General features: G+C 62.3%; 26 protein-coding genes. 14 read left to right on the top strand and 12 right to left on the bottom strand.

From position 1 onward, the window contains the following. Positions 1 to 52: 52 nt before the first annotated feature. From AC1PUL_RS02505 to AC1PUL_RS02475, 7 genes are all read right to left on the bottom strand, one after another. The gene (locus AC1PUL_RS02505) at positions 53 to 1,699 is read right to left on the bottom strand and encodes an FAD-binding dehydrogenase (protein WP_480466470.1); all 1,647 of its coding nucleotides are present in this window, start codon (positions 1,697 to 1,699) and stop codon (positions 53 to 55) included. A gap of 88 nt (positions 1,700 to 1,787) precedes the next feature. After that, positions 1,788 to 2,819: a peptidoglycan -binding protein gene (locus AC1PUL_RS02500; RefSeq protein WP_480466469.1), complete on the bottom strand. Its 1,032-nt coding sequence runs from the start codon at positions 2,817 to 2,819 to the stop codon at positions 1,788 to 1,790. Continuing rightward, the gene (locus tag AC1PUL_RS02495; protein ID WP_480466468.1) at positions 2,820 to 3,851 is read right to left on the bottom strand and encodes a flagellar motor protein MotA; all 1,032 of its coding nucleotides are present in this window, start codon (positions 3,849 to 3,851) and stop codon (positions 2,820 to 2,822) included. 100 nt (positions 3,852 to 3,951) lie between these two features. Further along, positions 3,952 to 4,752 (bottom strand): inositol monophosphatase family protein, encoded by an 801-nt coding sequence (locus AC1PUL_RS02490; protein WP_480466467.1) that lies wholly within the window; start codon positions 4,750 to 4,752, stop codon positions 3,952 to 3,954. Between the two features lie 139 nt (positions 4,753 to 4,891). Next, positions 4,892 to 6,157 carry an MgtC/SapB family protein gene (locus tag AC1PUL_RS02485; RefSeq protein ID WP_480466466.1) on the bottom strand — a complete coding sequence of 422 codons (1,266 nt, stop codon included), beginning with the start codon at positions 6,155 to 6,157 and terminating at the stop codon, positions 4,892 to 4,894. A gap of 28 nt (positions 6,158 to 6,185) precedes the next feature. Beyond that, positions 6,186 to 7,376: a tetratricopeptide repeat protein gene (locus AC1PUL_RS02480; RefSeq protein ID WP_480466465.1), complete on the bottom strand. Its 1,191-nt coding sequence runs from the start codon at positions 7,374 to 7,376 to the stop codon at positions 6,186 to 6,188. An 8-nt stretch (positions 7,377 to 7,384) separates the two neighbouring features. Next, the gene (locus AC1PUL_RS02475; protein ID WP_298467439.1) at positions 7,385 to 8,032 is read right to left on the bottom strand and encodes a thiamine phosphate synthase; all 648 of its coding nucleotides are present in this window, start codon (positions 8,030 to 8,032) and stop codon (positions 7,385 to 7,387) included. A 104-nt stretch (positions 8,033 to 8,136) separates the two neighbouring features. Here AC1PUL_RS02475 and AC1PUL_RS02470 point away from each other — a divergent pair, with 104 nt between their 5' ends. Together AC1PUL_RS02470 and AC1PUL_RS02465 are read left to right on the top strand one after the other, a co-directional pair. Then, the gene (locus AC1PUL_RS02470; RefSeq protein WP_480466463.1) at positions 8,137 to 8,913 is read left to right on the top strand and encodes a sulfite exporter TauE/SafE family protein; all 777 of its coding nucleotides are present in this window, start codon (positions 8,137 to 8,139) and stop codon (positions 8,911 to 8,913) included. Positions 8,914 to 8,996: 83 nt separating this feature from the next. Further along, a complete protein-coding gene (locus tag AC1PUL_RS02465) occupies positions 8,997 to 9,257 on the top strand; it encodes an ArsR/SmtB family transcription factor (RefSeq protein ID WP_298467444.1) in 261 nt (86 codons plus the stop codon). A 148-nt stretch (positions 9,258 to 9,405) separates the two neighbouring features. Here the strand turns inward: AC1PUL_RS02465 and AC1PUL_RS02460 are convergent, their stop codons facing one another. Next, positions 9,406 to 9,582: a YdcH family protein gene (locus tag AC1PUL_RS02460; RefSeq protein WP_185808860.1), complete on the bottom strand. Its 177-nt coding sequence runs from the start codon at positions 9,580 to 9,582 to the stop codon at positions 9,406 to 9,408. Between the two features lie 234 nt (positions 9,583 to 9,816). On the opposite strand from AC1PUL_RS02460, the gene AC1PUL_RS02455 reads away from it, so the two are divergent. The 6 genes from AC1PUL_RS02455 (at position 9,817) to AC1PUL_RS02430 (ending at position 13,812) form a co-directional block, all read left to right on the top strand. Beyond that, complete coding sequence (locus AC1PUL_RS02455) at positions 9,817 to 10,020, top strand: YdcH family protein (protein WP_113458565.1); 204 nt, start codon at positions 9,817 to 9,819, stop codon at positions 10,018 to 10,020. Positions 10,021 to 10,051: 31 nt separating this feature from the next. Continuing rightward, positions 10,052 to 10,552 (top strand): 5-(carboxyamino)imidazole ribonucleotide mutase, encoded by a 501-nt coding sequence (gene purE, locus AC1PUL_RS02450; protein ID WP_480466462.1) that lies wholly within the window; start codon positions 10,052 to 10,054, stop codon positions 10,550 to 10,552. Beyond that, positions 10,549 to 11,613 (top strand): 5-(carboxyamino)imidazole ribonucleotide synthase, encoded by a 1,065-nt coding sequence (locus AC1PUL_RS02445; protein WP_480466461.1) that lies wholly within the window; start codon positions 10,549 to 10,551, stop codon positions 11,611 to 11,613. Before purE ends, AC1PUL_RS02445 begins: the two co-directional genes overlap by 4 nt. 178 nt (positions 11,614 to 11,791) lie before the next feature. Then, positions 11,792 to 11,917, top strand: coding sequence for a type B 50S ribosomal protein L36 (ykgO, locus tag AC1PUL_RS02440; protein ID WP_006726873.1), 126 nt, complete (start codon positions 11,792 to 11,794; stop codon positions 11,915 to 11,917). 114 nt (positions 11,918 to 12,031) lie between these two features. After that, a complete protein-coding gene (locus AC1PUL_RS02435; protein ID WP_480466460.1) occupies positions 12,032 to 12,667 on the top strand; it encodes a tetratricopeptide repeat protein in 636 nt (211 codons plus the stop codon). A 113-nt stretch (positions 12,668 to 12,780) separates the two neighbouring features. After that, the gene (locus AC1PUL_RS02430; protein WP_480468464.1) at positions 12,781 to 13,812 is read left to right on the top strand and encodes an alpha/beta fold hydrolase; all 1,032 of its coding nucleotides are present in this window, start codon (positions 12,781 to 12,783) and stop codon (positions 13,810 to 13,812) included. Between the two features lie 58 nt (positions 13,813 to 13,870). Here the strand turns inward: AC1PUL_RS02430 and pyk are convergent, their stop codons facing one another. Together pyk and AC1PUL_RS02420 are read right to left on the bottom strand one after the other, a co-directional pair. Next, positions 13,871 to 15,310 (bottom strand): pyruvate kinase, encoded by a 1,440-nt coding sequence (pyk, locus tag AC1PUL_RS02425; protein ID WP_480466459.1) that lies wholly within the window; start codon positions 15,308 to 15,310, stop codon positions 13,871 to 13,873. Further along, positions 15,310 to 15,699: a DUF1036 domain-containing protein gene (locus tag AC1PUL_RS02420; protein ID WP_480468462.1), complete on the bottom strand. Its 390-nt coding sequence runs from the start codon at positions 15,697 to 15,699 to the stop codon at positions 15,310 to 15,312. Before AC1PUL_RS02420 ends, pyk begins: the two co-directional genes overlap by 1 nt. A gap of 302 nt (positions 15,700 to 16,001) precedes the next feature. Here AC1PUL_RS02420 and AC1PUL_RS02415 point away from each other — a divergent pair, with 302 nt between their 5' ends. From AC1PUL_RS02415 to AC1PUL_RS02405, 3 genes are all read left to right on the top strand, one after another. Continuing rightward, complete coding sequence (locus AC1PUL_RS02415) at positions 16,002 to 16,811, top strand: N-formylglutamate amidohydrolase (RefSeq protein ID WP_480466458.1); 810 nt, start codon at positions 16,002 to 16,004, stop codon at positions 16,809 to 16,811. A gap of 11 nt (positions 16,812 to 16,822) precedes the next feature. After that, positions 16,823 to 17,128 (top strand): DUF1244 domain-containing protein, encoded by a 306-nt coding sequence (locus tag AC1PUL_RS02410; RefSeq protein ID WP_480466457.1) that lies wholly within the window; start codon positions 16,823 to 16,825, stop codon positions 17,126 to 17,128. Between the two features lie 106 nt (positions 17,129 to 17,234). Next, a complete protein-coding gene (locus AC1PUL_RS02405) occupies positions 17,235 to 17,501 on the top strand; it encodes a DUF2312 domain-containing protein (protein WP_480466456.1) in 267 nt (88 codons plus the stop codon). A gap of 87 nt (positions 17,502 to 17,588) precedes the next feature. Here the strand turns inward: AC1PUL_RS02405 and AC1PUL_RS02400 are convergent, their stop codons facing one another. Both AC1PUL_RS02400 and AC1PUL_RS02395 read right to left on the bottom strand, forming a co-directional pair. Next, positions 17,589 to 19,343 carry a peptidoglycan L,D-endopeptidase MepK gene (locus AC1PUL_RS02400; RefSeq protein ID WP_480466454.1) on the bottom strand — a complete coding sequence of 585 codons (1,755 nt, stop codon included), beginning with the start codon at positions 19,341 to 19,343 and terminating at the stop codon, positions 17,589 to 17,591. 278 nt (positions 19,344 to 19,621) lie between these two features. Beyond that, positions 19,622 to 21,139: a sigma-54-dependent transcriptional regulator gene (locus AC1PUL_RS02395; protein WP_480466453.1), complete on the bottom strand. Its 1,518-nt coding sequence runs from the start codon at positions 21,137 to 21,139 to the stop codon at positions 19,622 to 19,624. Between the two features lie 252 nt (positions 21,140 to 21,391). Between AC1PUL_RS02395 and AC1PUL_RS02390 the strand changes: the two genes are divergently transcribed. The 3 genes from AC1PUL_RS02390 to AC1PUL_RS02380 are packed head-to-tail and all read left to right on the top strand — an operon-like array spanning position 21,392 to position 25,033. Beyond that, entirely contained in the window at positions 21,392 to 23,242 is a 1,851-nt protein-coding gene (locus AC1PUL_RS02390) for a M3 family oligoendopeptidase (RefSeq protein WP_480466452.1), read from the top strand. 22 nt (positions 23,243 to 23,264) lie between these two features. After that, positions 23,265 to 24,428, top strand: coding sequence for an aminodeoxychorismate synthase component I (locus AC1PUL_RS02385; RefSeq protein WP_480466451.1), 1,164 nt, complete (start codon positions 23,265 to 23,267; stop codon positions 24,426 to 24,428). Further along, a complete protein-coding gene (locus AC1PUL_RS02380; protein WP_480466450.1) occupies positions 24,413 to 25,033 on the top strand; it encodes an aminotransferase class IV family protein in 621 nt (206 codons plus the stop codon). Before AC1PUL_RS02385 ends, AC1PUL_RS02380 begins: the two co-directional genes overlap by 16 nt. The last annotated feature ends 2 nt before the right edge of the window (positions 25,034 to 25,035 follow it).

Raw genomic sequence — 25,035 nt, 5'->3', positions numbered from 1 at the left:
GAAGGGCGGCGCACAAGACACCGCCCTTTGCATTTCAATCCGGCTCAAGTGATCAGCGCCCGACGCTGCGCCCCGCCACACGACCGGAAAACAGGCAGCCGCCGAGGAAGGTGCCCTCAAGCGCGTTATAGCCATGCATGCCGCCGCCGCCGAAGCCGGAGACCTCGCCTGCCGCATAAAGCCCCGGCACCGGCTTGTTCTCGCGGTTGAGCACGCGACCTTCCAGATCCGTATGCAAGCCGCCCAACGTCTTGCGTGTGAGGATATGCAGGCGCACCCCGATCAGCGGACCGGCTGCGGGGTCAAGCAACCGGTGCGGCTTTGCCGTGCGCATCAGCTTGTCGCCGAGATAGTTGCGAGCACCCCTGATGGCGACAACCTGCGCATCCTTGGAAAAGGTATTCTCCATCTCGCGGTCGCGCGCCTCGATCTGCGCCCGCACATGATGCACACCGAGCCGGTGCTCGCCGCAAAGCTCGTTCATACCGGCGACGAGATCTTCCAGATTATCGCGGACGACGAAATCCTCGCCCTTGTCCATAAAGGCCTGCACCGGCCCTGGCGGGTTCTTGCCGAGCCGTTTCAACAAAAGCGGAATATCCTTGCCCGTCAGGTCCGGGTTCTGCTCGGAGCCGGACAGGGCGAATTCCTTCTTGATGATCGCCTTGTTGAGGATGAACCACGAATACTCGTGCCCACGCGCCCGGATGGCCTTCAGCGTGCCGAGCGTGTCGAAGCCCGGCATGGCCGGTGCCGGGAAACGGTTGCCGTCGGCATCGCACCAGAAGGAAGAGGGTCCCGGCAGGATGCGGATGCCATGGTTCGGCCAGATCGGGTCCCAGTTCTTCAGGCCCTCGGTATAGTGCCACATGCGGTCGCCATTGATGATCTCGCCACCGGCCGCCTGGGTGATCGACAACATGCGTCCATCCACATGAGCGGGCACACCCGCGACCATGTGCTTCGGTGCTGGACCAAGACGATCGACCGGCCAGCTCTTGCGAACGAGATCATGATTGCCGCCGATGCCGCCGGAGGCAATGATGACGGCGCCAGCCTTGACCTCGAAATCGCCGACAACATTGCGGGAACTGGAGCCACCGCGCGGGGTCGCGTCACCGGCCAGCAGCACGCCGATTGCGCCCGTCACGACGCCGTTGGTGACGGTCAAGCGGTCAACCTGGTGACGGAAAAGAAAGGTCAGCTTGCCCGCATCGGCTGCCACCTTGGCGCGGCGGACGAAGGGCGCAAGCACGCCTGGCCCTGTTCCCCAGGTCACATGGAAGCGCGGCACCGAATTGCCGTGCCCGTCGGCATGACCCCCGCCCCGCTCCGCCCAGCCGACGACGGGAAACCAGCTCATGCCCTGCGCCTTCAGCCAGCTGCGCTTTTCGCCGGCTGCGAACTGTAGATAGGCCTCAGCCCATTGGCGCGGCCAGAAATCCTCGGGGCGGTCAAAGGCGGCCGAGCCAAACCAGTCCTGTCGGGCAAGCTCGAAGCTGTCGCGAACACGCATCCGCCGCTGCTCGGGGCTATCGACGAAGAACAGACCTCCGAGCGACCAGAAGGCCTGACCGCCGAGGTTTTGCTCACCTTCCTGGTCGATCACGCCGACTTTCAGCCCGCGATCGACCGCCTCCGTAGCCGCAACGAGACCGGCCAGACCTCCCCCGATCACGACGACATCGAATTCCTGCATGCCACCCTCCCACCGAGCGTTTTCTTACCTTTACGCGCACGTAAGTCGGCGTGCAAGTTGTCTGGCACACAAACAATCACGGGTAATATCAGCGTTCGGTAAGCTTCAACTCGATACGGCGGTTCTGGGCCAGGATCTCCGGCGTATCGCCCTCGGCGATCGGCTGGAACTCGCCGAAGCCCGCCGCGACAAGCCTGTTCGCCGGCACACCCCGCGAGATCAGATACTTGACCACCGAGGTTGCACGGGCGGAGGAAAGCTCCCAGTTGTCACGATAACGCCCCGTTCCCGTGAGCGGCGAGGCGTCCGTATGACCATCGACGCGCAGCACCCAGTTGATCTCGGCGGGGATTTCCTGCGCGAGCTCCAGTACGGCAGCGGCAAGCTTGTCCATCTCCGCCTGTCCGGCAGCATCGAGATCGGCACCACCGACCGGGAAGAGGACTTCCGACTGAAAGACGAAACGGTCGCCGACGATGCGGATATTCTCGCGGTCAGAGAGGATCTCCCTGAGACGCCCGAAGAAGTCGGACCGGTAGCGGTTGAGCTCCTGCACGCGCTGGGCGAGCGCCACGTTCAGACGGCGACCAAGATCAGCAATTCGCGCCTGCGACGACTGATCTTTCGCCTCGGACGCCTGGAGCGCCTCTTCGACCGCAGCGATCTGCGCGCGAAGTGCCGCGATCTGCTGGTTCAACAGCTCGATCTGGCTCATCGCCCGGGCGCTCACCTGTCTTTCGGCATCGAGCTCGCCGGTCAGGCGCCCGACCCGCTCGTTCGCGGCTTCAGCGGAGCCCGCTCCGCTGTCGAGCAATTGCTGCAGCCGTGACCGCTCGGTCTCGGAGGTCGCAAGCGAGGACTGCAGCGCCGCAAGCGTATCTTCGAGATCCTGTTTGCCGCTCTTTTCCAAAGCGAGCAGCTGCGTCAGTTCGGCAATCTGGCTGTTCAACCGATTGAGCACTTCGTCCTTGCCGGAAATCTCTCGGCCCAGAATGAACTGGGCAACAACGAAGACGGTGAGCAGGAACATGATGGCAAGCAGGAGCGTCGACAAGGCATCGACAAAGCCCGGCCAGTAGTCGATCCCGCGCTCGCGGCGACGATTGCGCCCCAGCGCCATTTACTTCGCCCCGCCGATCTTGTCGTTCAGCCGCTCCAGCGTCTTGCGCATGGCCCGGGCATCCTCCTGCTGTGCCTCGATCCAGTCGCGCAGCATCTGCTGCTCATTGCGCATGTTCTTGACCAGCCCCTGGATGCCCTCTGCAAGCCCGGCTATTGCGGCCACAGAGCGATCATTGCCTTCGCGATTGGCAAGCTTCTGGATCTCGGCAACCAGGAGACGGATATCGTCGCTGGCAACGGCAGCTGTCGCATCCGAGACCTGCGGACGCTCGGAATCGAGATCGGTAACGGAGGAAAGCCAGTTCTCAAGCTCGGTGTAGAAACGGTTCTGTGCGCGGCCGGCCTGCAGGTCGAGGAAACCGAGGATCAGCGAGCCGGAAAGGCCCAGCAGTGACGACGAAAACGCCGTTCCCATGCCGGCAAGCGGCGCAGTGAGGCCAGACTTCAGCGACTGCAGAATATCGTTGCTGTCGCCCGAGGCCGGGTCGAGCGACTGGATGACCTCATTGATAGACCCGATGGTGCCGATCAGACCCCAGAAGGTTCCAAGCAGGCCGAGAAAGACGAGGAGGCCGATGAGGTAGCGGCTCGTATCACGCGACTCATCGAGGCGCGTGCCGATCGAATCGAGGATGGACCGGAGAGCCGTGGTCGAGATCGCCATGGAGCGGCGACCGCCGATCAGGGCCCGCATCGGTGCCAAAAGCTTCGGGTCGCGGCCGACCAGCATCGCATTGTCACCGGCGGCCCGGAAGGAATTGAACCACCGCACTTCCGGTCGAAGCGCCAGAACCTGGGCAAAGACGAGGATGATGCCGACGGCGAGAACGCCGAGGATCAGGCCATTCAGGCCGGGATTGGTGATGAAGGCGGCATGCGCCTGGCGGTAGAGGATTGCCGCAATAAAACACACGATGATCAGGAAGATCACCATCGTCGTGAAGAAGGGCATCGGGCTGGAGAGCTTCTGGCCGTATGCGCCCGGGCGGGTCTCGCCCACCTCGAGATCCTCCAACTTCACTTTCGCCATGATACGCTCAACCTCCGGGGAATCTTGGACCCGGAGGCTAGTGCAAAAATGAGACGAATTGAAGCCGCCGACTTTGGGAAAATTTTCCCTCAGGTCGAAATCAGGCCTGCGGCACCGGGCGGTTCACGACCTCTTCCAGCGCCTTGCGGATATACTCATTGCCGGCCAGCACCGTGCCGTTCTCGAACATCTCCTGGCCGCCCTTCATGTCGGACACAAAGCCACCGGCTTCCTTGATCAGGAGAATACCGGCTGCGATGTCCCAGGCATTGAGTTGCGCTTCCCAGAAACCGTCGAGACGGCCGGCAGCGACATAAGCGAGGTCGAGGGCGGCTGCCCCCATGCGGCGAACGCCGGAGACTTCGCCCATCACGTGACGCAGTTCGACGAGGAACTTGCCGTGCTGACCGCGACCGAGATGCGGCACGCCGCAACCGATGACGCAATCGGAAAGCGCCTTGCGGGCGCCGACGCGGATACGGCGATCGTTGAGGAAGGCGCCGCCGCCCTTTTCCGTCGTGTAGAGTTCGTCGGTCGCCGGGTTGAAAATTACGCCGGCGACGATTTCGCCATTGCGCTCAAGCGCGATCGAGACGGCAAACTGCGGAATGCCGTGCAGGAAGTTGGTCGTGCCGTCGAGCGGGTCGACGATCCAGCGATGCGCGCCGTCGGTGCCCTTGATCTCTTCGCCTTCCTCACCGAGGAAGCCATAGGTCGGGCGTGCCTTCAAGAGTTCTTCACGAACGATCTTCTCGGCGCGGAAATCGGCCTGCGAGACGAAATCGCCGGGGCCTTTCACCGAGACTTGCAGGTTCTGCACTTCGCCGAAATCGCGCGACAGCGACTTGCCGGCCTTGAGTGCGGCCTGAACCATGACATTGAGAAGGGCTGAGCGGGCCATGTATCGAATTCCTTGAAACTGGGAGGCGCCGGAAGGCGGCAACGGACGAGCACGCGACGGCGGCGATGTTTGGCGGGTTCAAGACCACAAATGCCGCCGGAATTCAAGGGGGATGGGCGTTTCGGCCCATGCATGCGCGTCAGACGTGCCCTGCAGCAAACGTGACCAGCAGGCCGGCAGCGACCGCGACAGTGGAGGCAAATGCCAGCCTGAGCGCGAAGCCAGGGCTGCCTGCCATGCCCGCGTAAACCACCTTTGCAGCCATATTCGCCGTCACCGCGATCCCGACAGCGATCAGTGCCACATTCATGGGAAGCGTCGGAAGCATGCCGGCGACGGTGACCGTGACTGCATCGACATCCGCCAATGCGGTAATGGCCGAGACGATGTAAAGGCCGCCATCACCGAAGATCTGGCTTGCCGCACGCGCAACAAAGGCAACCGTCGTGATCAGCGCGGCCATCTTGATCACCGGCAACAATTCAAAGGGATTACCCGGCAGATCCGCTTCCCACAGGTCGTCGGCACGGCTGAGGATTGCTACCGCGCCGGCAAGCATCAGGCCACCTGCCACGAGGAGCCCCGGCAACAATTGCCAACCGAGCGTTGGAGACAAAGCAAGAAGGAGCAGCGCAGTGCGGATCAACGAGACGCTGCCCGCCGCGATCGCGCCGGCTGCCGGACCGGCCGCAGTCGTCACGCTGCGGCTTTGCCGGGCCATGGCAAGGGTTGTTGCAGTCGATGAGACAAGTCCGCCAACCGCACCCGCCACCAGATCGCCACGTCCACCACCGATCAGACGCACGGCAACATAACCGGCATAGGAAATCGAGGCGAGAAGGATGACCAGGATCAGCAGGTTGCGCGGCGAAACACCGCCAAAGGGCCCGTAGGGGTCGGCGGGAATGAGCGGCAGGAGCACGAAACCCATGGCAAGCAGCACGACGGCGGAGCGCAGCTCGACCCAGGTCAAGCGCCGGATCGCGCCATGCAGGAATTCGCGGCTGGAAAGCAAGGCAACCATCGCAGCCCCGGCAGCGGAGGCAACCGCCATATCCCCCACAACCGCAAGCGCGCCGAGCCCGAAGGTCGTAATTCCGGCGATGACGGTGGTTGCGCTGAACGTCCCTTGCGCCCGCGCCTCCATCAGACCGAAGCGAAGCAACACCACCGCAATTGCACCGAGGAAAGTCGCAATGATCAGTCCGGAGAGACCGGAGGTCAAAAACAAGCCGTCCAGCAGCCCCGCAATTCCGCCCGTCATGCCAATCAGCGTAAAGGTGCGGATGCCGGCAATACGCGCACCCTCGGGCTCATCACGCTCCCGCCAATGCCGCTCCACCCCGACGGCTGCACCGATGGCAATCGCAAGGCCAAGACGTTGAAAGACATCGATCAAGTCCAAGGCCCGCCCTCCGGCAGATAACGCGGCGTCAGATCCGCCTGAAGCGATTGGCGAGATCGATCGCCTGTTTCTGCTGCTCTTCGTTGAGCCCGAGATAGAAATCCTCAAGCGCCGGATCGGTGAGACCGGCACGCCGCGAAAGGACATACCACTTGGCCGCCTCGACCGGATTGGGGCCGGTGCCCAGCGCGTTGATATAGAGATGCGCAATCCGGTTCTGCGCTACGACATTGCCGCGCGCTGCCGCAATGCTCAGCCATTGGTAACCCGCTTCGTAATCGCGCGGACCGTTGTAACCTTTGACCAGCCATAGACCCATGTCGAGCTGAGCCGTATCAAAGCCGGCACGCGCCGCGCGCAGCATCCATTCGCGCGCCCGCGCTTTTTTCTCAGGCGGCACATCTTTCAAAGCCGAATAAACCTGCGCCAGCGCATATTGCGCATCGGCGATACCCTGCTCGGCCGCCTTCTCGTAATAGGGCATGGCCATGGTCAGGCCGCGAACACCCGGATTGTCGGAAACGAGGATCTGCGCCCAGTTGAACTGGGCCGATCCATTGCCGGCATCGGCGGCACGCCGCATGTACTCGTCAGCCTTCGCCTTGTCCCGCGGGACCTCCCGGCCCTCCATCAGAAGCAGGGCATATTTGAACATCGCTGCAGGATCTCCGCCCTGGGCGGCCTGGCCATACCAGAAGGCGGCACCCTTCAGGTCCCGCTTGACCCCAAGCCCGCGGGACATGATCTCGGCAAGCAGGGTCTGTGCGGCAGGATCACCGAGCTGCGCCCGCGGCAGAGCCTTGTCGACAGCGGTGAGGAAGAGACCGCGCTGAAACGCGCCATAGGCCTCGTCTGGCTTGCCTTCGAAAGGCTTTTCCGGTGGCAGGTCCGGCAGCGGCGCGCCCATCCGCAGATAGATATTGATGCCCTGCAGCTCGTCCGGCTTATCGCCCTTGGTCGGCTTTGCGCCTTTCGTCACAGGCGGCGTCGCATCCCGATCGCCGCGGTCGAGCCTGTTTGCGTCACCCGTGCTGCTGCTCGGCCGTGCGCCGCGCTCGATTGCGCCCGCGTCGGAGGGATCGGCAGGCAAGATCGCCGGTGCATCACCGATCTCCAGACCGTCCTCGCTGTCTTGCGCGATGGCAGGATTTGCCAGGGAAAGGCATGCCCCGGCAAGCGCGGCAAGAATCAGACGATGGGTGGGCGAGATTGAACGCATGAGGCGGTTCAATCTTCAAACCGTGGCGCTTTTTCGTCAAGCTCGGCATTCACCCGGGTCACGATTGCGGCAGCCTGGGACGGGTCGTCGAAAACAGCCTTGCCGAGTGCCACGAATTCCACACCGCTCTCGGCAACGACAACGGCCGATGACGGGTCCGCGCCGCCCATGACGATGCACGGGATCTCGATCATCGACGACCACCATTCGCCGAGTGCGATATTCTTGGAATGGGCCTCCGGCTTGATGTCGCCATCGATCTTCCCGAAGAAGATATAGTCTGGCTGGATCTCGCCGATCTCCAGGGCATGGTGGCGGTCCATGGCATTGCCGCCACCGACGATCAGCTTCGGCGTGTGCTTCTCCACGGCTTCGGCGAGCATCTCGGCATTCCCGGTGATGTGCAGCCCGTCGGCCTTCACCCGGCCGGCGACGCGGCTGTTGTCGACGACAAGAGCCGCAGCGCCCGCCGCCTGGATTTCCGGCACGATCGCCTCGGCATGTTTCTGGAACACGGTATCGTCGAGGCCGTATTGCGGCACGATCACCGAGGCGACATCGCCCCCGCGCAATGCGTTTTTGACGACCTCGGCGCACCGGGCGGTGTCGGGGATATCGGGAACGATGAGGACGAGGCGGCAGCGATTTTCAGTCATGCGCGGTGTTTCCGTGTGCGGGACAGGTCCGTTTCGACGGATTTCGTCCTCGTTTTCTCTGGACAAATCCGATAGACCGCTCTTCCAAAAGGATCAACCGCGCAATGCTGACAGACCCGAACTTCTATGCCGTCGCCATTCCCGCCGTTGCCCTCGTTGGTCTCTCGAAAGGTGGTCTCGGCGGCGCTTTCGCGCTGATCGGCGTGCCACTGCTCGCCTTTGCCGTTCCGCCCATGCAGGCTGCGGCGATTTTCCTGCCGATCCTGCTGGTCATGGATGCCGTGGCACTCTGGGCATGGCGCCATCACAACAACCGCGCGACCCTCATTGCCATGCTGCCGGGTGCTGTGATCGGCATCGGGCTGGGCTGGGCAACTTCGACCTATGTCTCGGCGGACGCGATGCGTCTCGTTCTCGGCGGGATATCGATCGTCTTCTCGCTCAAGTACTTCATTGAAAGCTGGGCCGCCTACAAGGGCCAGGAAACGGCACCCGCCGGACAACGGCCGATCGCCGGCAGCTTCTGGGGCTCCCTGTCGGGCTATGCGAGCTTTGTCGCCCATGCCGGCGGCCCGCCCTTTCAGATCTATGTCCTGCCGTTGAAGCTCGACCCGCTGACCTATACCGGCACTTCCACCCGCTTCTTCGCCATCTTGAACGCGATCAAGGTGATCCCCTATTTCGCGCTTGGGGAACTCGACGCCACCAATCTCAGCCTCTCAGCAGCCTTGCTGCCGGTGGCCCTGGTGTCGACCCTCGCCGGCGCCCGCCTCGTCCGCCACCTGAAACCGGCCATCTTCTATCCGCTGATGTACGGCATGGTGCTGATCGCGGGCAGCAAGCTGCTCTGGGACGGAAGCCGGGGACTGTTCGGGCTCTGACACGGAAATTTGTGTCCCACTCAGGCTTGCTGCGCTGCACATCGGATCTTGTCGCCATGCGGGGTTTGCCGTACCGTCAGTTTATGACGAACGCAGACCCGTTCATGGCGATCGCAGACCCGAACCGGCGACACATCCTGGAGGATCTGCGCCGGGGGGAAAAAACCGTCAATGAACTGGCCGCCCAGTTGCCGATCAGCCGTCCCGCCGTTTCCCAGCATCTGAAGGCGCTTCTGGATAGTGGCCTTGTCGATGTCCGCTCGGAAGGCACGCGCCGCATCTACTTCATTCATCGGCCAGGCTTCGACCGCATGAACATGTGGCTGGACCAGTTCTGGTCCTGACCCTCTCAAGACTTTTCCAGGACCGACAAAACAAAAGCCCCGAAGTCGACAGAACTCCGGGGCCGAGGGTGTTGTATTGGCTGCTTCATGAATACATCGGGATTGGTCTTTGGGTCCGCCTAATCCCGGCACAGCCGGAAGGGTGGTATCAGTGGCGTGTGGAGGCTCTCAGGCGTTCCATTTCATCCTTGAGGCGCAGTTTCAGGCGCTTCAGTTCGGCAATGTGCCGATCATCGACGGAGGGAGATGCAAGCGCGTCATGGAGCTGTTCCTCGAGCGCTCCATGCTTCTTCTGCAGCGATTCAAGATGAGCCTGTATGGTCATTTGATGCGTCCTTCCTTATCGCCTACCTCCAGCCCTCATCCGCTGGAGTTTCAGGCTTTGCGAAGATAATGTGACACGAGAAATGCGGTTTGTCGAAGGCCAAGTCGTGACATTCGACCATCAAAAACGAAGACAGGGATAACTTCCCGTTACCGGTATTTGGTGATAGGAGCTTGCGCGAATCTTCCGGGCATCCTTAAAGGATGGGCCACACGGCGTTAATGGGGAACAAGCATGGCCGATCAGGAACAGGCCGACATCAGGCTCTCTTTGGCACGGCTTCGCCAGGAGCACGAGGACTATGATGCGGCGATCAATGCCATGATCACGGTCGGCTGCGACGCCCTTCGAATTCAGCGCATGAAGAAAAAGAAATTGTCGATCAAGGACAAGATCACCGCGCTGGAAGACCAGATCATTCCCGACATCATCGCCTGACAGCACAACGTGACGGCATAAGGATAGCCTGATGACAGCTGAGTGCCCGCCCGTCGCCATCATCATGGGAAGCCAGTCCGACTGGGAAACCATGAAAAATGCCGCCGACACGCTCGACGCACTCGGCGTCTCCTATGAAGCCCGCATCGTTTCGGCACACCGTACGCCCGACCGCATGTATGCTTTCGCCAAGGGGGCCCGCGACGAGGGCTTCAAGGTGGTGATCGCCGGCGCCGGCGGGGCCGCCCACCTGCCCGGCATGGTCGCCTCGCTCACCACGCTTCCCGTCTTCGGCGTACCCGTGCAGTCGAAGACGATGTCCGGCCTCGACAGCCTCTACTCCATCGTCCAGATGCCGGCCGGCATTCCGGTCGGCACGCTCGCCATCGGCCGTGCCGGTGCGGTCAATGCCGCCCTGCTCGCCGCCCGCGTGCTCGCCGTCTTCGACGACGAACTGGCAGAGCGACTCGACGAATGGGTCGAGCGCCAGACGGCCTCGGTCGCCGAATATCCCGTAGACGAGGCCCCATGACCATCCGCACGATCGGCATCATCGGTGGCGGCCAGCTGGGCCGCATGCTGGCCATGGCCGCAGCCCGGCTGAATTTCCGCACCGTGATCCTCGAGCCCCAGGCCGACAGCCCAGCCGCTCAGGTCGCGAACCAGCAGATCACAGCCGCCTATGACGATCCGGCAGCGCTCGCGGAACTTGCCCGCCTCTGCGATGTCGTGACCTACGAATTCGAGAACGTGCCCGTATCAGCCGCCGAGACGCTGGCTGCCAGCGTGCCGGTCTATCCGCCGCCGAAGGCGCTTGAAGTCGCCCAGGACCGCGTCACGGAAAAGCGTTTTCTCAACGCATCCGGCATCGAGACGGCACGCTTCCACGCCGTCGACAGCCAGTCTGGCCTGGAAGCCGCGCTTGGCGATTTCGGAGATGAAGGCGTGTTGAAGACCCGCCGTCTCGGTTACGATGGCAAGGGCCAGCAGGTCTATCGCAAGGGTGATTCTGCTGCTGGTGGCTACGAAGCCCTTGGCTCCGTCCCGCTCATCCTCGAAAGCTTCGTGCCCTTTGTCCGCGAAGTCTCGATCATCGCCGCCCGCAACAGCGCAGGCGAAATCCGCTGCTACGATCCGACGGAAAACGTTCACCGCAACGGCATTCTGCACACCTCGACCCAGCCGGCTGCGATCACGCCGGAGACGGCAGCCGCAGCCCGCGAGGCCGCGACCAAGCTTCTCGAAGGCCTCGCTTACGTCGGCGTCGTCGGCATGGAGTTCTTCGTGCTGGCAGACGGTAGCCTGATTGCCAACGAGATCGCCCCGCGCGTGCACAATTCCGGCCACTGGACGGAGGCCGCCTGCATCGTCTCGCAGTTCGAGCAGCACATCCGCGCGGTCGCCTCTCTGCCGCTTGGCGATACCGTGCGCCACTCCGATTGCGTGATGACGAATCTGATCGGCGACGACATCGATTCTGTCCCGGCCTGGCTCGCAAAGCCGAATGTGCTGGTCCATCTCTATGGCAAGACGGAAGCCCGCCCTGGCCGCAAGATGGGTCACGTCACCGAAATCCTGCCGTTTCGCGACTGATTTTCCCGGTTTTTTAGCCTGATGTGTCCGGCATTTTCCGCCGGGCATGTTGACAGCAAGGCCTCCCTCGGGCTAATTGCCGCCAACTCTTCAAGGGCGCGCCCAGCGGCGCGCTTTTGATTGTTTGAACACAGTGGGTGAATGACACATTCCCCGACAATCGTTGTGGACCAGAAAAATGAAGATCAAGAACTCGCTGAAAGCGCTTAAGGCCCGTCATCGCGACAACCGTCTGGTTCGCCGCAAGGGCCGTATCTACATCATCAACAAGCAGAACCCGCGCTTCAAGGCTCGCCAGGGCTGATGCCCCGGGCTCTCCGGAGCCCATGAGCCATGACGGACTGCCCGCCGCTTCTGCGGCGTGTTGATATCGGAAATGTGAGTTTGAAAGACGGCGCTGAGGGACTACCTTCCCTTCATGCGCCGTTTTTCTTTGCGACTCGCCCTCACCCTTCCGCTGCTGCCAGCCCTGCTCCTCGCCGGAGCCGTTGCCGCGCAGTCGCCCGAGGAGCTCGACGGGGCCGGGGCAACCCAAACGCCGGTGGAACGGATCCCGCTCAAGGAACCCGGAAAGCCCAAGACCGTAGATGACCTGCTGGCGGAGCTGAAACGCGAGCGCAATCCGCAAGCCGCACGCCAGATCGCCAACACGGCCATGGCGACCTGGAGCGAGTCGTCGAGCCCGACCATCAACCTGCTGATGCAATGGTCTGCCAAGGCCGCTGCTGAGAAGCGTAACGCCGCTGCTCTCGACTTCATTGACCGGGCGATCATTCTCGATCCCAAGTTTGTCGGCGCCTGGAACCAGCGGGCGACCCTGCATTTCAGCATGGGCAACTACAAGAAATCCGTCTCCGATATCGAGAAGGTGCTGGAACTCGAACCCCGCCACTTCGGCGCCATCGCCGGCCTTGCAGGCATCCTCACCGAGCGCGGCAGCAAGGATGCAGCGCTGAAGGCCTGGGAACGCTATCTCGACGTCTTCCCCGCCGACCGCGAGGCCCAGGAGATCGTCTCCAAGCTCTCGGAAGAACTGGCTGGCCAGCGGACGTAAGGCAAACCGACTTCCCTTGACGAACGGCAGTGCAGCACGATCTTGTTGCCATATCGTCCAGCTCGGAAGCCTTGCTCTTGCTCCTACCCCGTATCGGTCTCGTCTTGCTCATCATCCTCCTCATCCTTATCGCCCTACTGGCAGCGCTGGCCATGGCCACACAGGTCCGTGCCCGTGCCATTACGGCTCAGACACCGAATATCGGGGAACTGACCGATGTCGGCGGTTACAGCCTGAACGCCCTCCACGTTCCCGCTGGACCCGAGGCAGACCTTCCACCGATCGTCTTCATCCATGGCGCTTCGGGCAATCTCCGGGACCAGGCAGGCGCCTTCCTGGAGCGGCTGCGGGGCCGGGCGGAGCTTCTCTTTGTCGACAGACCGGGACACGGCTATTCGGAGCGTGGCGGCCCGGAGAATGACACGCCCGACGGGCAGGCCAATGCCATCGCGAAACTGATGGAGAAGAAGGGGATCGAGCGGGCGATCATTGTCGGCCATTCCTTCGGCGGCGCGATCACCGCAAGCTTTGGCGTGCTGCATCCGGATAAGGTCGAGGGTCTGGCCTTCCTCGCCGCCGCCACGCACCCCTGGCCGGGCGGCGTTGACTGGTATTACCACCTCGCCTCCGAACCGGTGATCGGCCCGATCTTCTGCCACACGCTGGCCCTGCATGCCGGCATGATGCGGATCGCAGCAGCGACCGACCATGTCTTTGCGCCCAATCCGCACCCAACGAACTACATTGAGGACACAGGCCCAACCCTTGTCCTGCGCCCCTCGACTTTCCGCTCCAACGCCAGGGATGTGGCCGGGCTGCATGCCTATGTCACCGGCTTTGCGCCTCGCTACAGGGAGATCAACAAGCCGACTGTTGTCATCACCGGCGACAGCGACGAGATCGTGTTGGAGGAGATCCATTCCAAGGGCCTCGCCCGCGACATCAAGGGCTCAGAACTCGTCTGGATCAGAGGGCTCGGCCACAAGCCGGATTATATCGTCACCGACATCGTCATTGCCGCCCTGGAGAAGATCGGCGGTGAGCAGCGCGATCTGCAGGCCATGGCGCGAGCCGTGGAACCGCGCCTCGCCGCGACACGCGTCGAGCCGACGGGTGCCGCCCCTTCCCTTCAGGCGGGCCAATAGCCGCCATGAAAAAAGCCGCACGAAGGCGGCTTTTCCAGATCCTTGAGATCGGCGATCCTCAGATCCCCGTCTGGCCGTCCGAGCCGATATAGGCGATGCGCAGCATGTTGGTCGAGCCGGGTGTACCGAGCGGAACGCCGGCCGACATGATGATACGGTCGCCCGGCTTGCCGAAACCTTCTTCGACGACGATGCGGCAGGCGCGGTTGACCATGTCGTCGAGGTCGGTCGGCTCCGAGGAGACGACGCAGTGCAGGCCCCAGACGACCGACAGGCGGCGTGCGGTCTGGATGACCGGCGACAGCGCGATGATCGGCACTTCCGGGCGTTCGCGCGACGCGCGCAGACCCGTATTGCCCGAAGACGTGTAACAGACGATCGCCTGCAGACGCAGCGTCTCGGCAATCTGGCGGGCAGCTAGCGAGATGGCGTCGGCGCCGGTGGCTTCCGGCTGGGCGCGCTGGGCGTAGATGATGCCGGGATAATGCGGCTCGCGCTCGACGGTCTCGGCGATCGAGGCCATGGTTGCCACCGCTTCGACCGGATACTGGCCGGATGCCGATTCAGCCGAGAGCATGATGGCGTCGGCGCCTTCAAAGACGGCGGTCGCAACGTCGGAGACTTCCGCACGGGTCGGGACCGGTGCCGTGATCATCGATTCCAGCATCTGGGTTGCGACGACGACCGGCTTGCCTTCGCGGCGGCAGGCGCGGATCAGCTGCTTCTGGATGCCGGGCACGCGCTCGAGCGGCATTTCAACGCCAAGGTCACCACGGGCAACCATAAGGGCGTCGGACAGTTCGATGATTTCGTCGATGCGCTCGATCGCCTGCGGCTTTTCGATCTTCGACATCAGGCCGACGCGGCCCTTGGCGATCTTGCGGACTTCCGCCAGGTCTTCCGGACGCTGGATGAAGGAGAGAGCCACCCAGTCGACGTCATTGACGGCCAGAACCGCATCGAGGTCGGCGCGGTCCTTGTCGGTCAAAACGCCGGTCGCGAGAATGGTGTCGGGCAGGCTGACGCCCTTGCGGTCGGAGATCTTGGTGCCCGACACAACGGTCGTCACGATGCTCTTGCCGTCGCACTTCTCGGCCTTCAGATGCAGCTTGCCGTCATCGATCAGCAGACGGTCGCCGGGCTTCACCGATTCCAGGATTTCCGGATGCGGGAGATAGACGCGGGTCGCATCGCCTGGCACATCCTTGTTGTCGAGCGTAAACGTCTGACCGGCCTTCAGCTCAACGGTTGTCTCGGCAAACTTGCCGACACGCAGCTTCGGGCCCTGGAGGTCGGCAAGAATGCCGATAGGACGGCCACAGGCGGCCTCGACATTGCGGATCCGCTGAACCAGCGTCCGCATCAGATCATGGCTGGCATGGCTCATGTTGATGCGGAAAAGATCGGCCCCGGCTTCATGAAGCTTCCGGATCATCGCCTCATCGGAAGAGGCGGGACCAAGCGTGGCGAGGATCTTTACTTTGCGGTTGCGCTTCATCAGTTCTGGCTTTCCTGGGTGCCCGACGAATCGGACAGCTGGACCATCCAGCTCCCCTGCCTGCCGGTGTCGTATTCCTTGAACCCCATCTGCTGATAGCCGCGTGTGAAGCAGTCATTGACGCCAACGATCTTGAACTCGTTTTCGGCAACACACATGTTGATGTCACCAGTCCAGCGACCACCGCGAGCGGCATCCTCAGCATAGAGATAGTAATAACGCGATTGGAGTTCGCCCTCGATCAGCGTGGCACAGGTGCCGGCCGGAACCTGCCACCAGCCTTCCGTGATCCAGCCCTCTTCCGCCCGGTAACCGACCGCGACCCCCACCAAGTTCTGGGTGCCATTGCAGACACGGAACTCGGCGTGAGCAGCATCGGCTGCCAGCATGGGCGAAAACAGCGCACCCGCGATCAGGAGGGGCTTTAGAAAACGTGCCTTGGCACGGTCAAAAGTCTGTCTGATCGAGTGATGCACGATTGCCGCCGGAACTCCAAAAATGCGCATGGGATGCCTTCTTGCGATGCTGACCAGAGAATGTCAACGCAACTCTAATCGATTATATTTTCTGCCTTTGGTCAGTCTCAAAACCTATATGTCCGATCTTGGCACAAACGTGACAGCCATGAAAGCTTGCGCTCCCCCATTCCCCATGCGATCAAGCGCTTGTAGCAGCTGATGGCTTCAAACTGATGAATGTTTCCCCCGTTTTCGAGATTTCGGAAGGCCGCTTCGACGCCGGCCTCGTGATCCTCGCCGACCACGCCACGAACATCGTTCCCGAGCCCTACGGAAAGCTTGGATTGCCCGACAGCGCCTTTGGTCGACACATTGCCTATGACATCGGCATCGAGCCGCTGACCCGTCGTCTGGCCGCCCGTCTCGGGGTACCTGCCGTAATGTCGCGCTTTTCCCGCCTGCTGATCGATCCGAATCGCGGCGAAGATGACCCGACCATCATCATGCGCATCTCCGATGGCGCGATCATTCCGGGCAACCACCCGATCGCACCGGCGGAGTGGCAGAACCGGATCGAAACTTATCACCGCCCCTATCACCGGGCGGTCTCGGAGGTGATCGGCAAGGTTGCGACGGCTTCCGGCAAGGCGCCGCTGGTGCTGTCGCTGCACTCCTATACGCCGGCCTGGAAGGGCGTGCCCCGCCCCTGGCATGCAGCGGTTCTCTGGGATACCGATGCCCGGGCTGTCCGCCCGCTGATCGAGGGGCTGGAAGCCGCAGGCGATATCCTTGTCGGCGACAATGAACCCTATGACGGCGCCTTGAAGGGCGACACCATGTATCGCCATTGCATGATGACGGGCATCCCGCATGCGCTTCTGGAAGTCCGCCAGGACCTGATCGGCGACGAGGCCGGCGTTACCGCCTGGGCCGATCGTCTGGCGCCGATCTTCGAGCGCCTCAATGCCGACCCGAAGCTGCACGAGTATGAGATCCATGCCTCGCGCACCGGCCCCTACCCCACCCAACCCATCGCGCCCTGAAGGAGGACAGCATGACGCTCCCGACCAAGGACCAGCAAACCGAACTCGAAGCCGCCGCCTTCCGCCGGCTCGTCTCCCATCTGCGCAATCGTCCCGAGGTGCAGAACATCGACTTGATGAACCTCGCCGGCTTCTGCCGCAATTGCCTCTCCAACTGGTATCTCGACGCGGCGAAGGAAAAGGGCCTCGACCTGACCAAGGACGAAAGCCGGGAGGTCGTCTACGGCATGCCTTATGACGAGTGGAAAGCGCTTCACCAGCGCGATGCAACCACCGAGCAGCAGCAGGCCTTTGAGCAGAACCGCCCGAAGGAATGACGCGTGCCCCAAGCTTTGGGGCTTGACGCGGACCGCGCTTCGCGGCACGTGAACGCCACGATAACCCATCCCGAAAATGCCATCCCCGCAGTGAAGGAGATTGCCCATGTCTGATGCCGCCCACGGCGTCGCCCGCGACCAGCTCCGTGCGTTTGTCGAACGCATCGAGCGCCTGGAAGAAGAAAAGAAGACCATCGCCGACGACATCAAGGACGTCTACGGCGAAGCCAAGGCCATGGGCTTCGACACCAAGATCCTGAAGAAGGTGATCGCGCTGCGCAAGAAGGACGACCAGGAGCGCATGGAAGAGGACCTGATCCTCGACACCTACCTGGCCGCACTGGGCATGATCGAAGGCCCTCCGGAAGGCTGAGACAAACGCCCCAACCAGCAAAAAACCCGCCAATCCGGCGGGTTTCTTTTTGTCTATCAATCAATTGCCTGGGGATCCGACGGGCTCTCAGGGTGCCCCAAAGCGGCTCGGATCGACCGTTGTCGCATCGAGGCGGAAGCCATCGGGTACCGTTGTTGCCGGCGCCATCAGGGAGCGGGAGACAACGCGCGGCGCCTTCACTGGCTTGGCAACCGACTCGAAGCGACCCTGATTGAGCGCCCACTGCTCAATCATGCTCTTCGTCAGCTTGGTACCACCATACATGGCCATATGCGCACGCTCGGCATCCTCCTGACCCGGACGACCACCTTTCTTGGGAAGCGCCGCATCGACATCAGCAACAGGCTCGGACGGCGTGTCGAACATGTCGCCGAATTGCGTCGTCGATTCCACCACGGTTTCCGGCTGCGGCGGGATTGCGGCAACTTCGACAGGCTTCTCAGCCGGCGCCGGAGCAGCACGGAGTTCAGCCTGCGCGGGTGCGCTGGCCGGAATCGGCGCCGCCATTTCCGGCATTGTGCCTTCTTCAAGCGCGGCAGCGGCCTCTGGCGACAGGATCGCCTGCTCGACTTCGTCGATCTCCGCCTCGGCTTCCGCCTGGGCAGATGCCAAGAGCGCCTCGGCCACCTGCGGACGGGCCGCCGGCACCGGAACGGTCATCCCGTCGGCGAGCACCATGGAGTCGGCATTCGGATCGATCGATGCCGTCATCACGCCCGGCTCGGCCACACCCGGCTCAGGTCTGCTGAGCAGCGTCGGCACAGGGACGTTCATCGCGGCGAGGTCGGCAAATTCGTCTGCAGGCGCAGCAGCCGGAACCGGCACGCCGCTGGCCACTTCACGCAAGGCATCCTCTGCCGCATTGCGTGGCGGCTGATAGAGCGCGACGGCAAGGCTATTGTCGGCCGGACGAAGGGCCGGACGCGCCTGCGGAACGGGCGCCGCAGCGGCATCGACGCCGGGAAGCGTATTGGCGACCATGACCGGCTCTGTCGCCGTTACCGCAGGCTGCTCACGCGGGGCGGCCGGTGCCGGCTGCGGCTGGGCGACAGCCGGACGTGCTGCGGGTTCCGGAATATCCTCAACTTCGTCTTCGTCACCACCGCCGAACAGCATGGCAAGGAAGTTGCGCGGCCGCGAGGACGAACTCTCTTCGGCCATCATCACCGTGTTGCCCGAGGCCACACGACGCTTGTATTCGGCGAGCGCCTGTTGATAGCCCGGCAATGGCTTGCCGTCGGCCGGAATGTGGACGGTCTTGCCATCCGGGAAGAGACGCACGAGATCCTTGCGGCTCATGCGCGGCCAGGCGCGCACGCCGGCCACATCCATATGCACGAAGGGTGAGCCGGAATTCGGATAATAGCCCACGCCGCCAGCCTGCATCTTCACGCCGATTTCGCGCAGCGTCTTCAGAGGCACGCCCGGAATGTAGAAGTCCATCGCCGTGCCACGCATATGCTGGCTTTCCTTGGCGACACCCTTCGAGCGTGAACGCAACATGTTGTTGGTCGCGGGAGAGCGATAGGCGGAAACCACCTTGATGTAACCCTTCGCACGCGACTGCCGGTAGACTTCCCAGACGAGGTCGAAGAGGCGCGGATCCATTTTCGTCGGCTCGTTGCGACGCCAGTCACGCAGAATGTAATTGAGCTGTTTCAGACCCTTTGGGTCGTAGCGGCCATTGCGCTTGAAGGTGATCGAGGCACGTTCACCGGTATGGACGAATTCGATGTTGAGGGTACGGGTTTCAGCTCTCGCGGTCCCGGGTGCCAGGAGAAGAACCGCAAGGCACCCCAGCACGGAAATAAAGAGCGACATCAGCATCTTCGCTGCGAAAGACGCAGACGCAAGCCGGATGTTGCGCTCTCTTTGCATATGGAGCGCGCTGATGTCCTGCGATGCCTGCAATGCAATCCCCGTCCGAAAGACTACGTCCCACGCCAACTCGAATGAACGTCAAATGCGGTCATACCATGGCAAATTTGCCACATCCGCACAAGCTGCACATTTATAGTGAACGCTTGCCTAACAAATGCTTAGCCCCGTGGTAAGCGATTAAGCTTACCCCAGAGTTAACATCGAACGATTGAGGCAAATCAAGCCGCATCCTTCTGCGGATCATCAGGATCAATCCCGTAATCCTTCAGTTTGCGGTAGAGGGTGGAACGGCCGATGCCGAGTTTCCGGGCCACCTGGCTCATTTGTCCGCGGTAGAACTTCAGCGCAAAGCGGATCAGCTCTTCCTCGATCTCGGCAAGCTTACGCACATTGCCAGCCTCATCCGTGCTGACAATGATGTTGGCGGATTGGGCTGCTGCGAAACCTGTGGATGGAGCAGAATAGCCGCCTGCAAAACCGGCCGCACGTTCGGCCAAAGCCGCTTGAACCTTGGCGATCGGACTTGGCTCACTCAGGATGGCCTGTGGCTCAGCGCCGGAGCCACCGCCGCGATGGCCTCGCACCTGGGCCGAAATCTGCGGAAAGTCTCGCTCGCTGAGGCTCGCCCCCTCCGCCAGCACCACCGCACGGAAGATTGCATTCTCCAGCTGACGCGTATTGCCCGGCCATTCGAATGAGGTCAGAAGCGCAAGTGCCGACGGGTCGATCTGCAAGGTCCGAGGCAGGCGCTGTTCGAGAGAGAAACGCTCGACAAAGGCACGAACGAGGTGCGGGATGTCTTCCTTGCGGCGGCGGAGCGAAGCGATGGTGATCGGGAAGACGTTGACGCGATAATAGAGGTCCTCCCGGAAACGGCCGGCCTTGACCTCCTCGATCAGATCCTTGTTGGTGGCAAGGATCAGGCGGACATTCGCCTTGATTGGCCTCGGCTGGCCTTGCCGGAGAACTTCGCCGCTCTGCACGATCTCAAGCAGACGCATTTGGCCGACCGGGGGCAACTCGCTGATTTCCTCAATAAAAAGCGTTCCGCCCTCCGCATCTGCAAGCTTGCCCGCAAGGTTTTCGCTGCCGAACAGAAATTCCTCGATCTGACCGGGCGAGACCGTGTTGCAGTTGACGGAGATAAACGGACGGGACGAACGATCACCCGCCGCATGAATGGCGCGGGCAATCAGCTCCTTGCCGACCCCGGCCTCGCCTTCCAGCATAACGGGGATGACCGACTGCGCAGCCCGGCGCCCGAGCTCAACGACGCGAGACATGGCCGCACTGGCCGCAACGACGTCCGCAAAGCTGACAGATCCGCTGCGGGCGCGACGGGGTGCACGTCCCTGCAGACTGGTGCGATGGATCTTGAGGGCAGACTCGATGGCGCCGATCAACCGCTCCTGGGCTATCGGCTTGACCAGAAAGTCGAATGCGCCTGCCCGGACCGCATCAAGAGCGGTTTCGGTGGCGCCTTCCGTGGTTCCCACAATCACCGGCACGGCCGGATTGATCTCGCCCAGGATCGGAATGAGGGTCGGATTGAGACCGTCGGCCGAGGTCGCGTCGAGCACGACGACGCTGATTTGATCGCAATGGCGGCGAAAAAGCTCTATTCCCGCTGTCGCCGTATCGGCAACATGAACGGCATGACCATGCGCCTCAATTGCAGCCTTCATGCTGCGGCGCTCGGCGACATCTTCATCGATGAGTAGAATCTGTGCGGTCAACTTACGCTCCCCGAGGCTGTTTCGGCGCCCTTGCGCTCCTGGGTTATCGCGGGGAGACTGGCAGAAAGGCCTGAACATGTTCTTGGAAGAAAGCCTAACATTTTAACGGTCCTTAACCGTTTATGGCACAATCCACAGAGGCGCTGCGGCAAACGGCGCGGTTGGGTCGCATCAGACCGGGACATCCACCTGCTTGCCCATCGCCGGACGACTGACTACATCTCCGCAACACACGAGAGAAAGGACGTCACCATGATGATCGACCGTCGCCCCGCCTTCAGCCCGGCAAACCCGGCTTCCGCGAGCGCAAATCAGAACCTTGGCGACCTTCCCGTCTGGAAGCTTGAGGATCTCTATCCCGGCCAGACCTCTCCCGAGTTCCTCGGGGCTGTCGAAAAGGCAGGCTCGGATGCACTCGCCTTCGAAACGAAGTGGAAGGGCAAGCTCTCGATCGCCCTGGAAACTGTCGGCGAAAACTCGCTCGCCCAGGCGCTTCGCGAGATGGACGCGCTCGAAGACCTGCTTGGCCGCATCGCCTCCTACGCTGGCCTGACCTATTACTCCGACATGACCAATCCGGCGAACGGCAAGTTCTTTGGCGACATCCAGGCCAAGCTGACGGACATGTCGGCCCGCCTTCTGTTCTTCCCGCTGGAACTGAACCGCCTGTCGGATGACGCCGTCGATGCCGCCATGGACCGCGATCCGGCCCTTGGCCACTTCCGCCCCTGGATCGTCGATCTGCGCAAGGACAAGCCCTTCCAGCTCGACGACCGGATTGAACAACTCTTTCTCGAGAAGTCGCAAACGGGTGCCGCCGCCTTCAACCGCCTGTTCGACGAGACGCTTGCCGCCCTGCGCTTCAAGGTCGGCGACGACGAGATGCCTCTCGAGCCGACGCTCACGCTGTTGCAGGATGCCAATCCGGAAAAGCGCAAGCTGGCCGCCGAAGCCCTGTCGAGGACGTTCAAGGAAAATATCCGCATCTTCACTTTGGTGACCAACACGCTCGCCAAGGACAAGGATATCTCCGACCGCTGGCGCGGCTTTGAAGACATCGCCGACAGCCGCCATCTGGCCAACCGCGTCGAACGCGAAGTCGTCGACGCATTGGCAGCCGCTGTGCAGGAGGCCTATCCGCGCCTGTCGCACCGCTACTACAAGATGAAGGCGAAGTGGCTCGGCATGGACCAGATGAATTTCTGGGACCGCAATGCGCCGCTGGCCGAAACACCTGACAGACTGATTTCCTGGGATGAGGCCAAGGACATGGTGCTCTCAGCCTATGGCGGCTTCGCGCCTGAAATGGCCGAAATCGCCGGCCGCTTCTTCGACGGCGGCTGGATCGATGCCCCCGCCCGCCCCGGAAAGGCGCTAGGCGCCTTCGCCCATCCGACGGTGCCTTCGGCTCACCCCTATGTTCTGGTCAATTATCTCGGCAAGCCGCGTGATGTGATGACGCTGGCGCATGAACTCGGCCACGGCGTGCACCAGGTGCTCGCTGGCGGCCAGGGTGCGCTGATGTGCCAGACCCCGCTGACGCTTGCCGAAACCGCATCCGTCTTCGGCGAAATGCTGACCTTCCGCGCCCTTCTCGACAAGACGACCGACAAACGCGAACGCAAGGCCATGCTCGCCCAGAAGGTCGAAGACATGATCAACACGGTTGTCCGCCAGATCGCCTTTTACCAGTTCGAGCGCAAGATCCACACGGCCCGCAAGGAAGGCGAACTGACCGCCGAGCAGATCGGCGAACTCTGGCTCTCCGTTCAGTCGGAAAGCCTTGGGCCGGCAATCAAGATCTCGGAAGGCTACGAGACCTGGTGGGCCTATATTCCCCACTTCATCCACTCGCCCTTCTATGTCTATGCCTATGCCTTTGGCGACTGCCTGGTAAACTCGCTTTATGCCGTCTACCAGAACGCCGACCAGGGCTTCCAGGACAAGTACTTCGCGCTCTTGAAGGCCGGCGGTACCAAGCACCACTCGGAGCTTCTGGCTCCGTTCGGCCTCGATGCCACCGATCCGTCGTTCTGGGCCAAGGGTCTGTCGATGATCGAGGGGCTGATTGACGAGTTGGAAGCGCTAGATAAGGCAGCCTGAACAGCGGAGCTGCCGACATACCATGCGTGACCACGCGCCCTATGCGCTCTTCCGCGACGACCGCGCGGGAACGAGCCTCGTTTTTGCCGAACCGGAGACGCTCGTCGTCGCCCGGTCGGCCGACGAGGTCGAGCCGGCGCTTGCGAGACTGGAAGCGCATCGGAAGGCCGGCAAGTGGCTGGCGGGCTACCTTTCCTATGAAGCCGGGTTTGTCTTTGAACCAAAGCTCCGTCCCCTGATCGAAGAGGGCCGCGAGACACCGCTGATTTCGATGGGCGTCTTTTCAGCGCCCGCGCCGACAGACCACCCGCTTGCGACGCCACCCTCGAACATTCCGAATGCGCCGCTCTTGAGCGAGCCAAGAGCCGCCTGGGACTTCGAAACCTATCGGAACCGCTTTGAGCGGCTTCATCATCATCTGCGCAAGGGCGACTGCTATCAGGCGAACCTGACCATGCCGGTCGAGGCAAAATGGGAGGGCGACCCCCGCGCCGCCTTCTGGTCCCTCGTCGATCGCCAGCCCGTGCATTACGGCGCGCTGATCGACTATGGCATCGGCCCCGTCATCCTGTCCCGCTCACCGGAACTGTTCTTTTCCGTCGATCAAGACGGCTGGATCGAGACAAGGCCCATGAAGGGCACAGCAGCGCGCGGCGCGTCACCGGCGGAGGACGAGGCGATCATCGCCGCCATGCTCGGCGACGAAAAGACCCAGGCCGAGAACCGGATGATCGTCGATCTCTTGCGCAACGACGTCTCCGTCATCTCGGAGGTCGGCACACTTTCGGTCCCCAAGCTGTTTGCCATCGAGACCTATCCGACCGTACATCAGATGGTAAGCTATGTCAGGGCCAGGCTCTTGCCCGAAATCGGCCTGCCCGAGATCGTGGCCGCCCTCTTCCCCTGCGGCTCCGTGACCGGCGCGCCCAAGATGTGGGCCATGCGCATCCTGCACGAACTCGAAGCCGGCCCGCGCGACGTCTATTGCGGCGCAATCGGATGGTGCGACCCTTCGGGTCCCATGCGATTTTCGGTGGCAATCCGCACCATCTCCCTTTTCAACCATGGGCGCGCCGTCTTCAATGTCGGCGGCGGCATCGTCTTCGATTCGAAGGCGGACGCCGAATACGAAGAATGCCTGCTGAAGGCGCGCTTTGCCGTGGGAGATGAATGGATTTCTCGCTGATCGAGACGATGCGGTGGCAACCGGACGCAGGCTTCCTGCGGCTCGACCAGCATTTGCGCCGCCTGTCCCGTTCCGCCGATGCGCTGGGTTTTCGCCAACCGCAGGACGCGAAGGGAAAACTTGAGAAGGAAGTGTCCGGGGATGCACCGCTGAGGGTGCGCCTTGTCATGACCTATCGCGGCAAGATGGAGGTGACCGCCACCCCCTTCGAACCCATGCCCGACGGCACGGTCTGGCGGCTGAAAATCGCAAAGACACGCCTGCAATCCGAAGACAGCCTGTTCCGCCACAAGACCACCCGTCGCGAACCCTATGAGGCCGCCCGCGCCGAATTCTCTAAGGACGAGGCGGACGAGGTGATCCTTCTCAACGAGCGGGGCGAGGTCTGCGAAGGCACGATCACCAACATTTTCGCCGAAGCCGCCGACGGCATGCTGCTCACCCCGCCACTCACAAGCGGCCTTCTTCCCGGCGTCTTGCGCGCCGAACTGATCCGTGAACGCAAGGCACGCGGCGAGGTCCTGAAACTCGACGACCTGCGCCACCGCAAGCTCTTTGTCGGCAACTCCCTGCGCGGGCTGATCCCCGCCGAACTCATTGATTAGGG

Source organism: Rhizobium sp. P43, assembly GCF_056730705.1.
The sequence above is the reverse complement of the archived record's forward strand: the minus strand, read 5'-3'. Positions and strand labels throughout refer to the sequence as shown.

Coding starts and splice junctions, on each gene's coding strand:
- AC1PUL_RS02460 (WP_185808860.1), bottom strand. CDS start 9,582: ATGACCATACAGGCTCATCTTGAATCGCTGCAGAAGAAGCATGGAGCG.
- AC1PUL_RS02490 (WP_480466467.1), bottom strand. CDS start 4,752: ATGGCCCGCTCAGCCCTTCTCAATGTCATGGTTCAGGCCGCACTCAAG.
- AC1PUL_RS02415 (WP_480466458.1), top strand. CDS start 16,002: ATGAATGTTTCCCCCGTTTTCGAGATTTCGGAAGGCCGCTTCGACGCC.
- AC1PUL_RS02465 (WP_298467444.1), top strand. CDS start 8,997: ATGACGAACGCAGACCCGTTCATGGCGATCGCAGACCCGAACCGGCGA.
- pyk (WP_480466459.1), bottom strand. CDS start 15,310: ATGAAGCGCAACCGCAAAGTAAAGATCCTCGCCACGCTTGGTCCCGCC.
- AC1PUL_RS02420 (WP_480468462.1), bottom strand. CDS start 15,699: ATGCTGGCAGCCGATGCTGCTCACGCCGAGTTCCGTGTCTGCAATGGC.
- AC1PUL_RS02385 (WP_480466451.1), top strand. CDS start 23,265: ATGCGTGACCACGCGCCCTATGCGCTCTTCCGCGACGACCGCGCGGGA.
- AC1PUL_RS02470 (WP_480466463.1), top strand. CDS start 8,137: ATGCTGACAGACCCGAACTTCTATGCCGTCGCCATTCCCGCCGTTGCC.
- AC1PUL_RS02435 (WP_480466460.1), top strand. CDS start 12,032: ATGCGCCGTTTTTCTTTGCGACTCGCCCTCACCCTTCCGCTGCTGCCA.
- AC1PUL_RS02455 (WP_113458565.1), top strand. CDS start 9,817: ATGGCCGATCAGGAACAGGCCGACATCAGGCTCTCTTTGGCACGGCTT.
- AC1PUL_RS02410 (WP_480466457.1), top strand. CDS start 16,823: ATGACGCTCCCGACCAAGGACCAGCAAACCGAACTCGAAGCCGCCGCC.
- AC1PUL_RS02475 (WP_298467439.1), bottom strand. CDS start 8,032: ATGACTGAAAATCGCTGCCGCCTCGTCCTCATCGTTCCCGATATCCCC.
- AC1PUL_RS02500 (WP_480466469.1), bottom strand. CDS start 2,819: ATGGCGCTGGGGCGCAATCGTCGCCGCGAGCGCGGGATCGACTACTGG.
- AC1PUL_RS02480 (WP_480466465.1), bottom strand. CDS start 7,376: ATGCGTTCAATCTCGCCCACCCATCGTCTGATTCTTGCCGCGCTTGCC.
- AC1PUL_RS02400 (WP_480466454.1), bottom strand. CDS start 19,343: ATGTCGCTCTTTATTTCCGTGCTGGGGTGCCTTGCGGTTCTTCTCCTG.
- AC1PUL_RS02445 (WP_480466461.1), top strand. CDS start 10,549: ATGACCATCCGCACGATCGGCATCATCGGTGGCGGCCAGCTGGGCCGC.
- AC1PUL_RS02405 (WP_480466456.1), top strand. CDS start 17,235: ATGTCTGATGCCGCCCACGGCGTCGCCCGCGACCAGCTCCGTGCGTTT.
- AC1PUL_RS02495 (WP_480466468.1), bottom strand. CDS start 3,851: ATGGCGAAAGTGAAGTTGGAGGATCTCGAGGTGGGCGAGACCCGCCCG.
- ykgO (WP_006726873.1), top strand. CDS start 11,792: ATGAAGATCAAGAACTCGCTGAAAGCGCTTAAGGCCCGTCATCGCGAC.
- AC1PUL_RS02505 (WP_480466470.1), bottom strand. CDS start 1,699: ATGCAGGAATTCGATGTCGTCGTGATCGGGGGAGGTCTGGCCGGTCTC.
- AC1PUL_RS02390 (WP_480466452.1), top strand. CDS start 21,392: ATGATGATCGACCGTCGCCCCGCCTTCAGCCCGGCAAACCCGGCTTCC.
- purE (WP_480466462.1), top strand. CDS start 10,052: ATGACAGCTGAGTGCCCGCCCGTCGCCATCATCATGGGAAGCCAGTCC.
- AC1PUL_RS02380 (WP_480466450.1), top strand. CDS start 24,413: ATGGATTTCTCGCTGATCGAGACGATGCGGTGGCAACCGGACGCAGGC.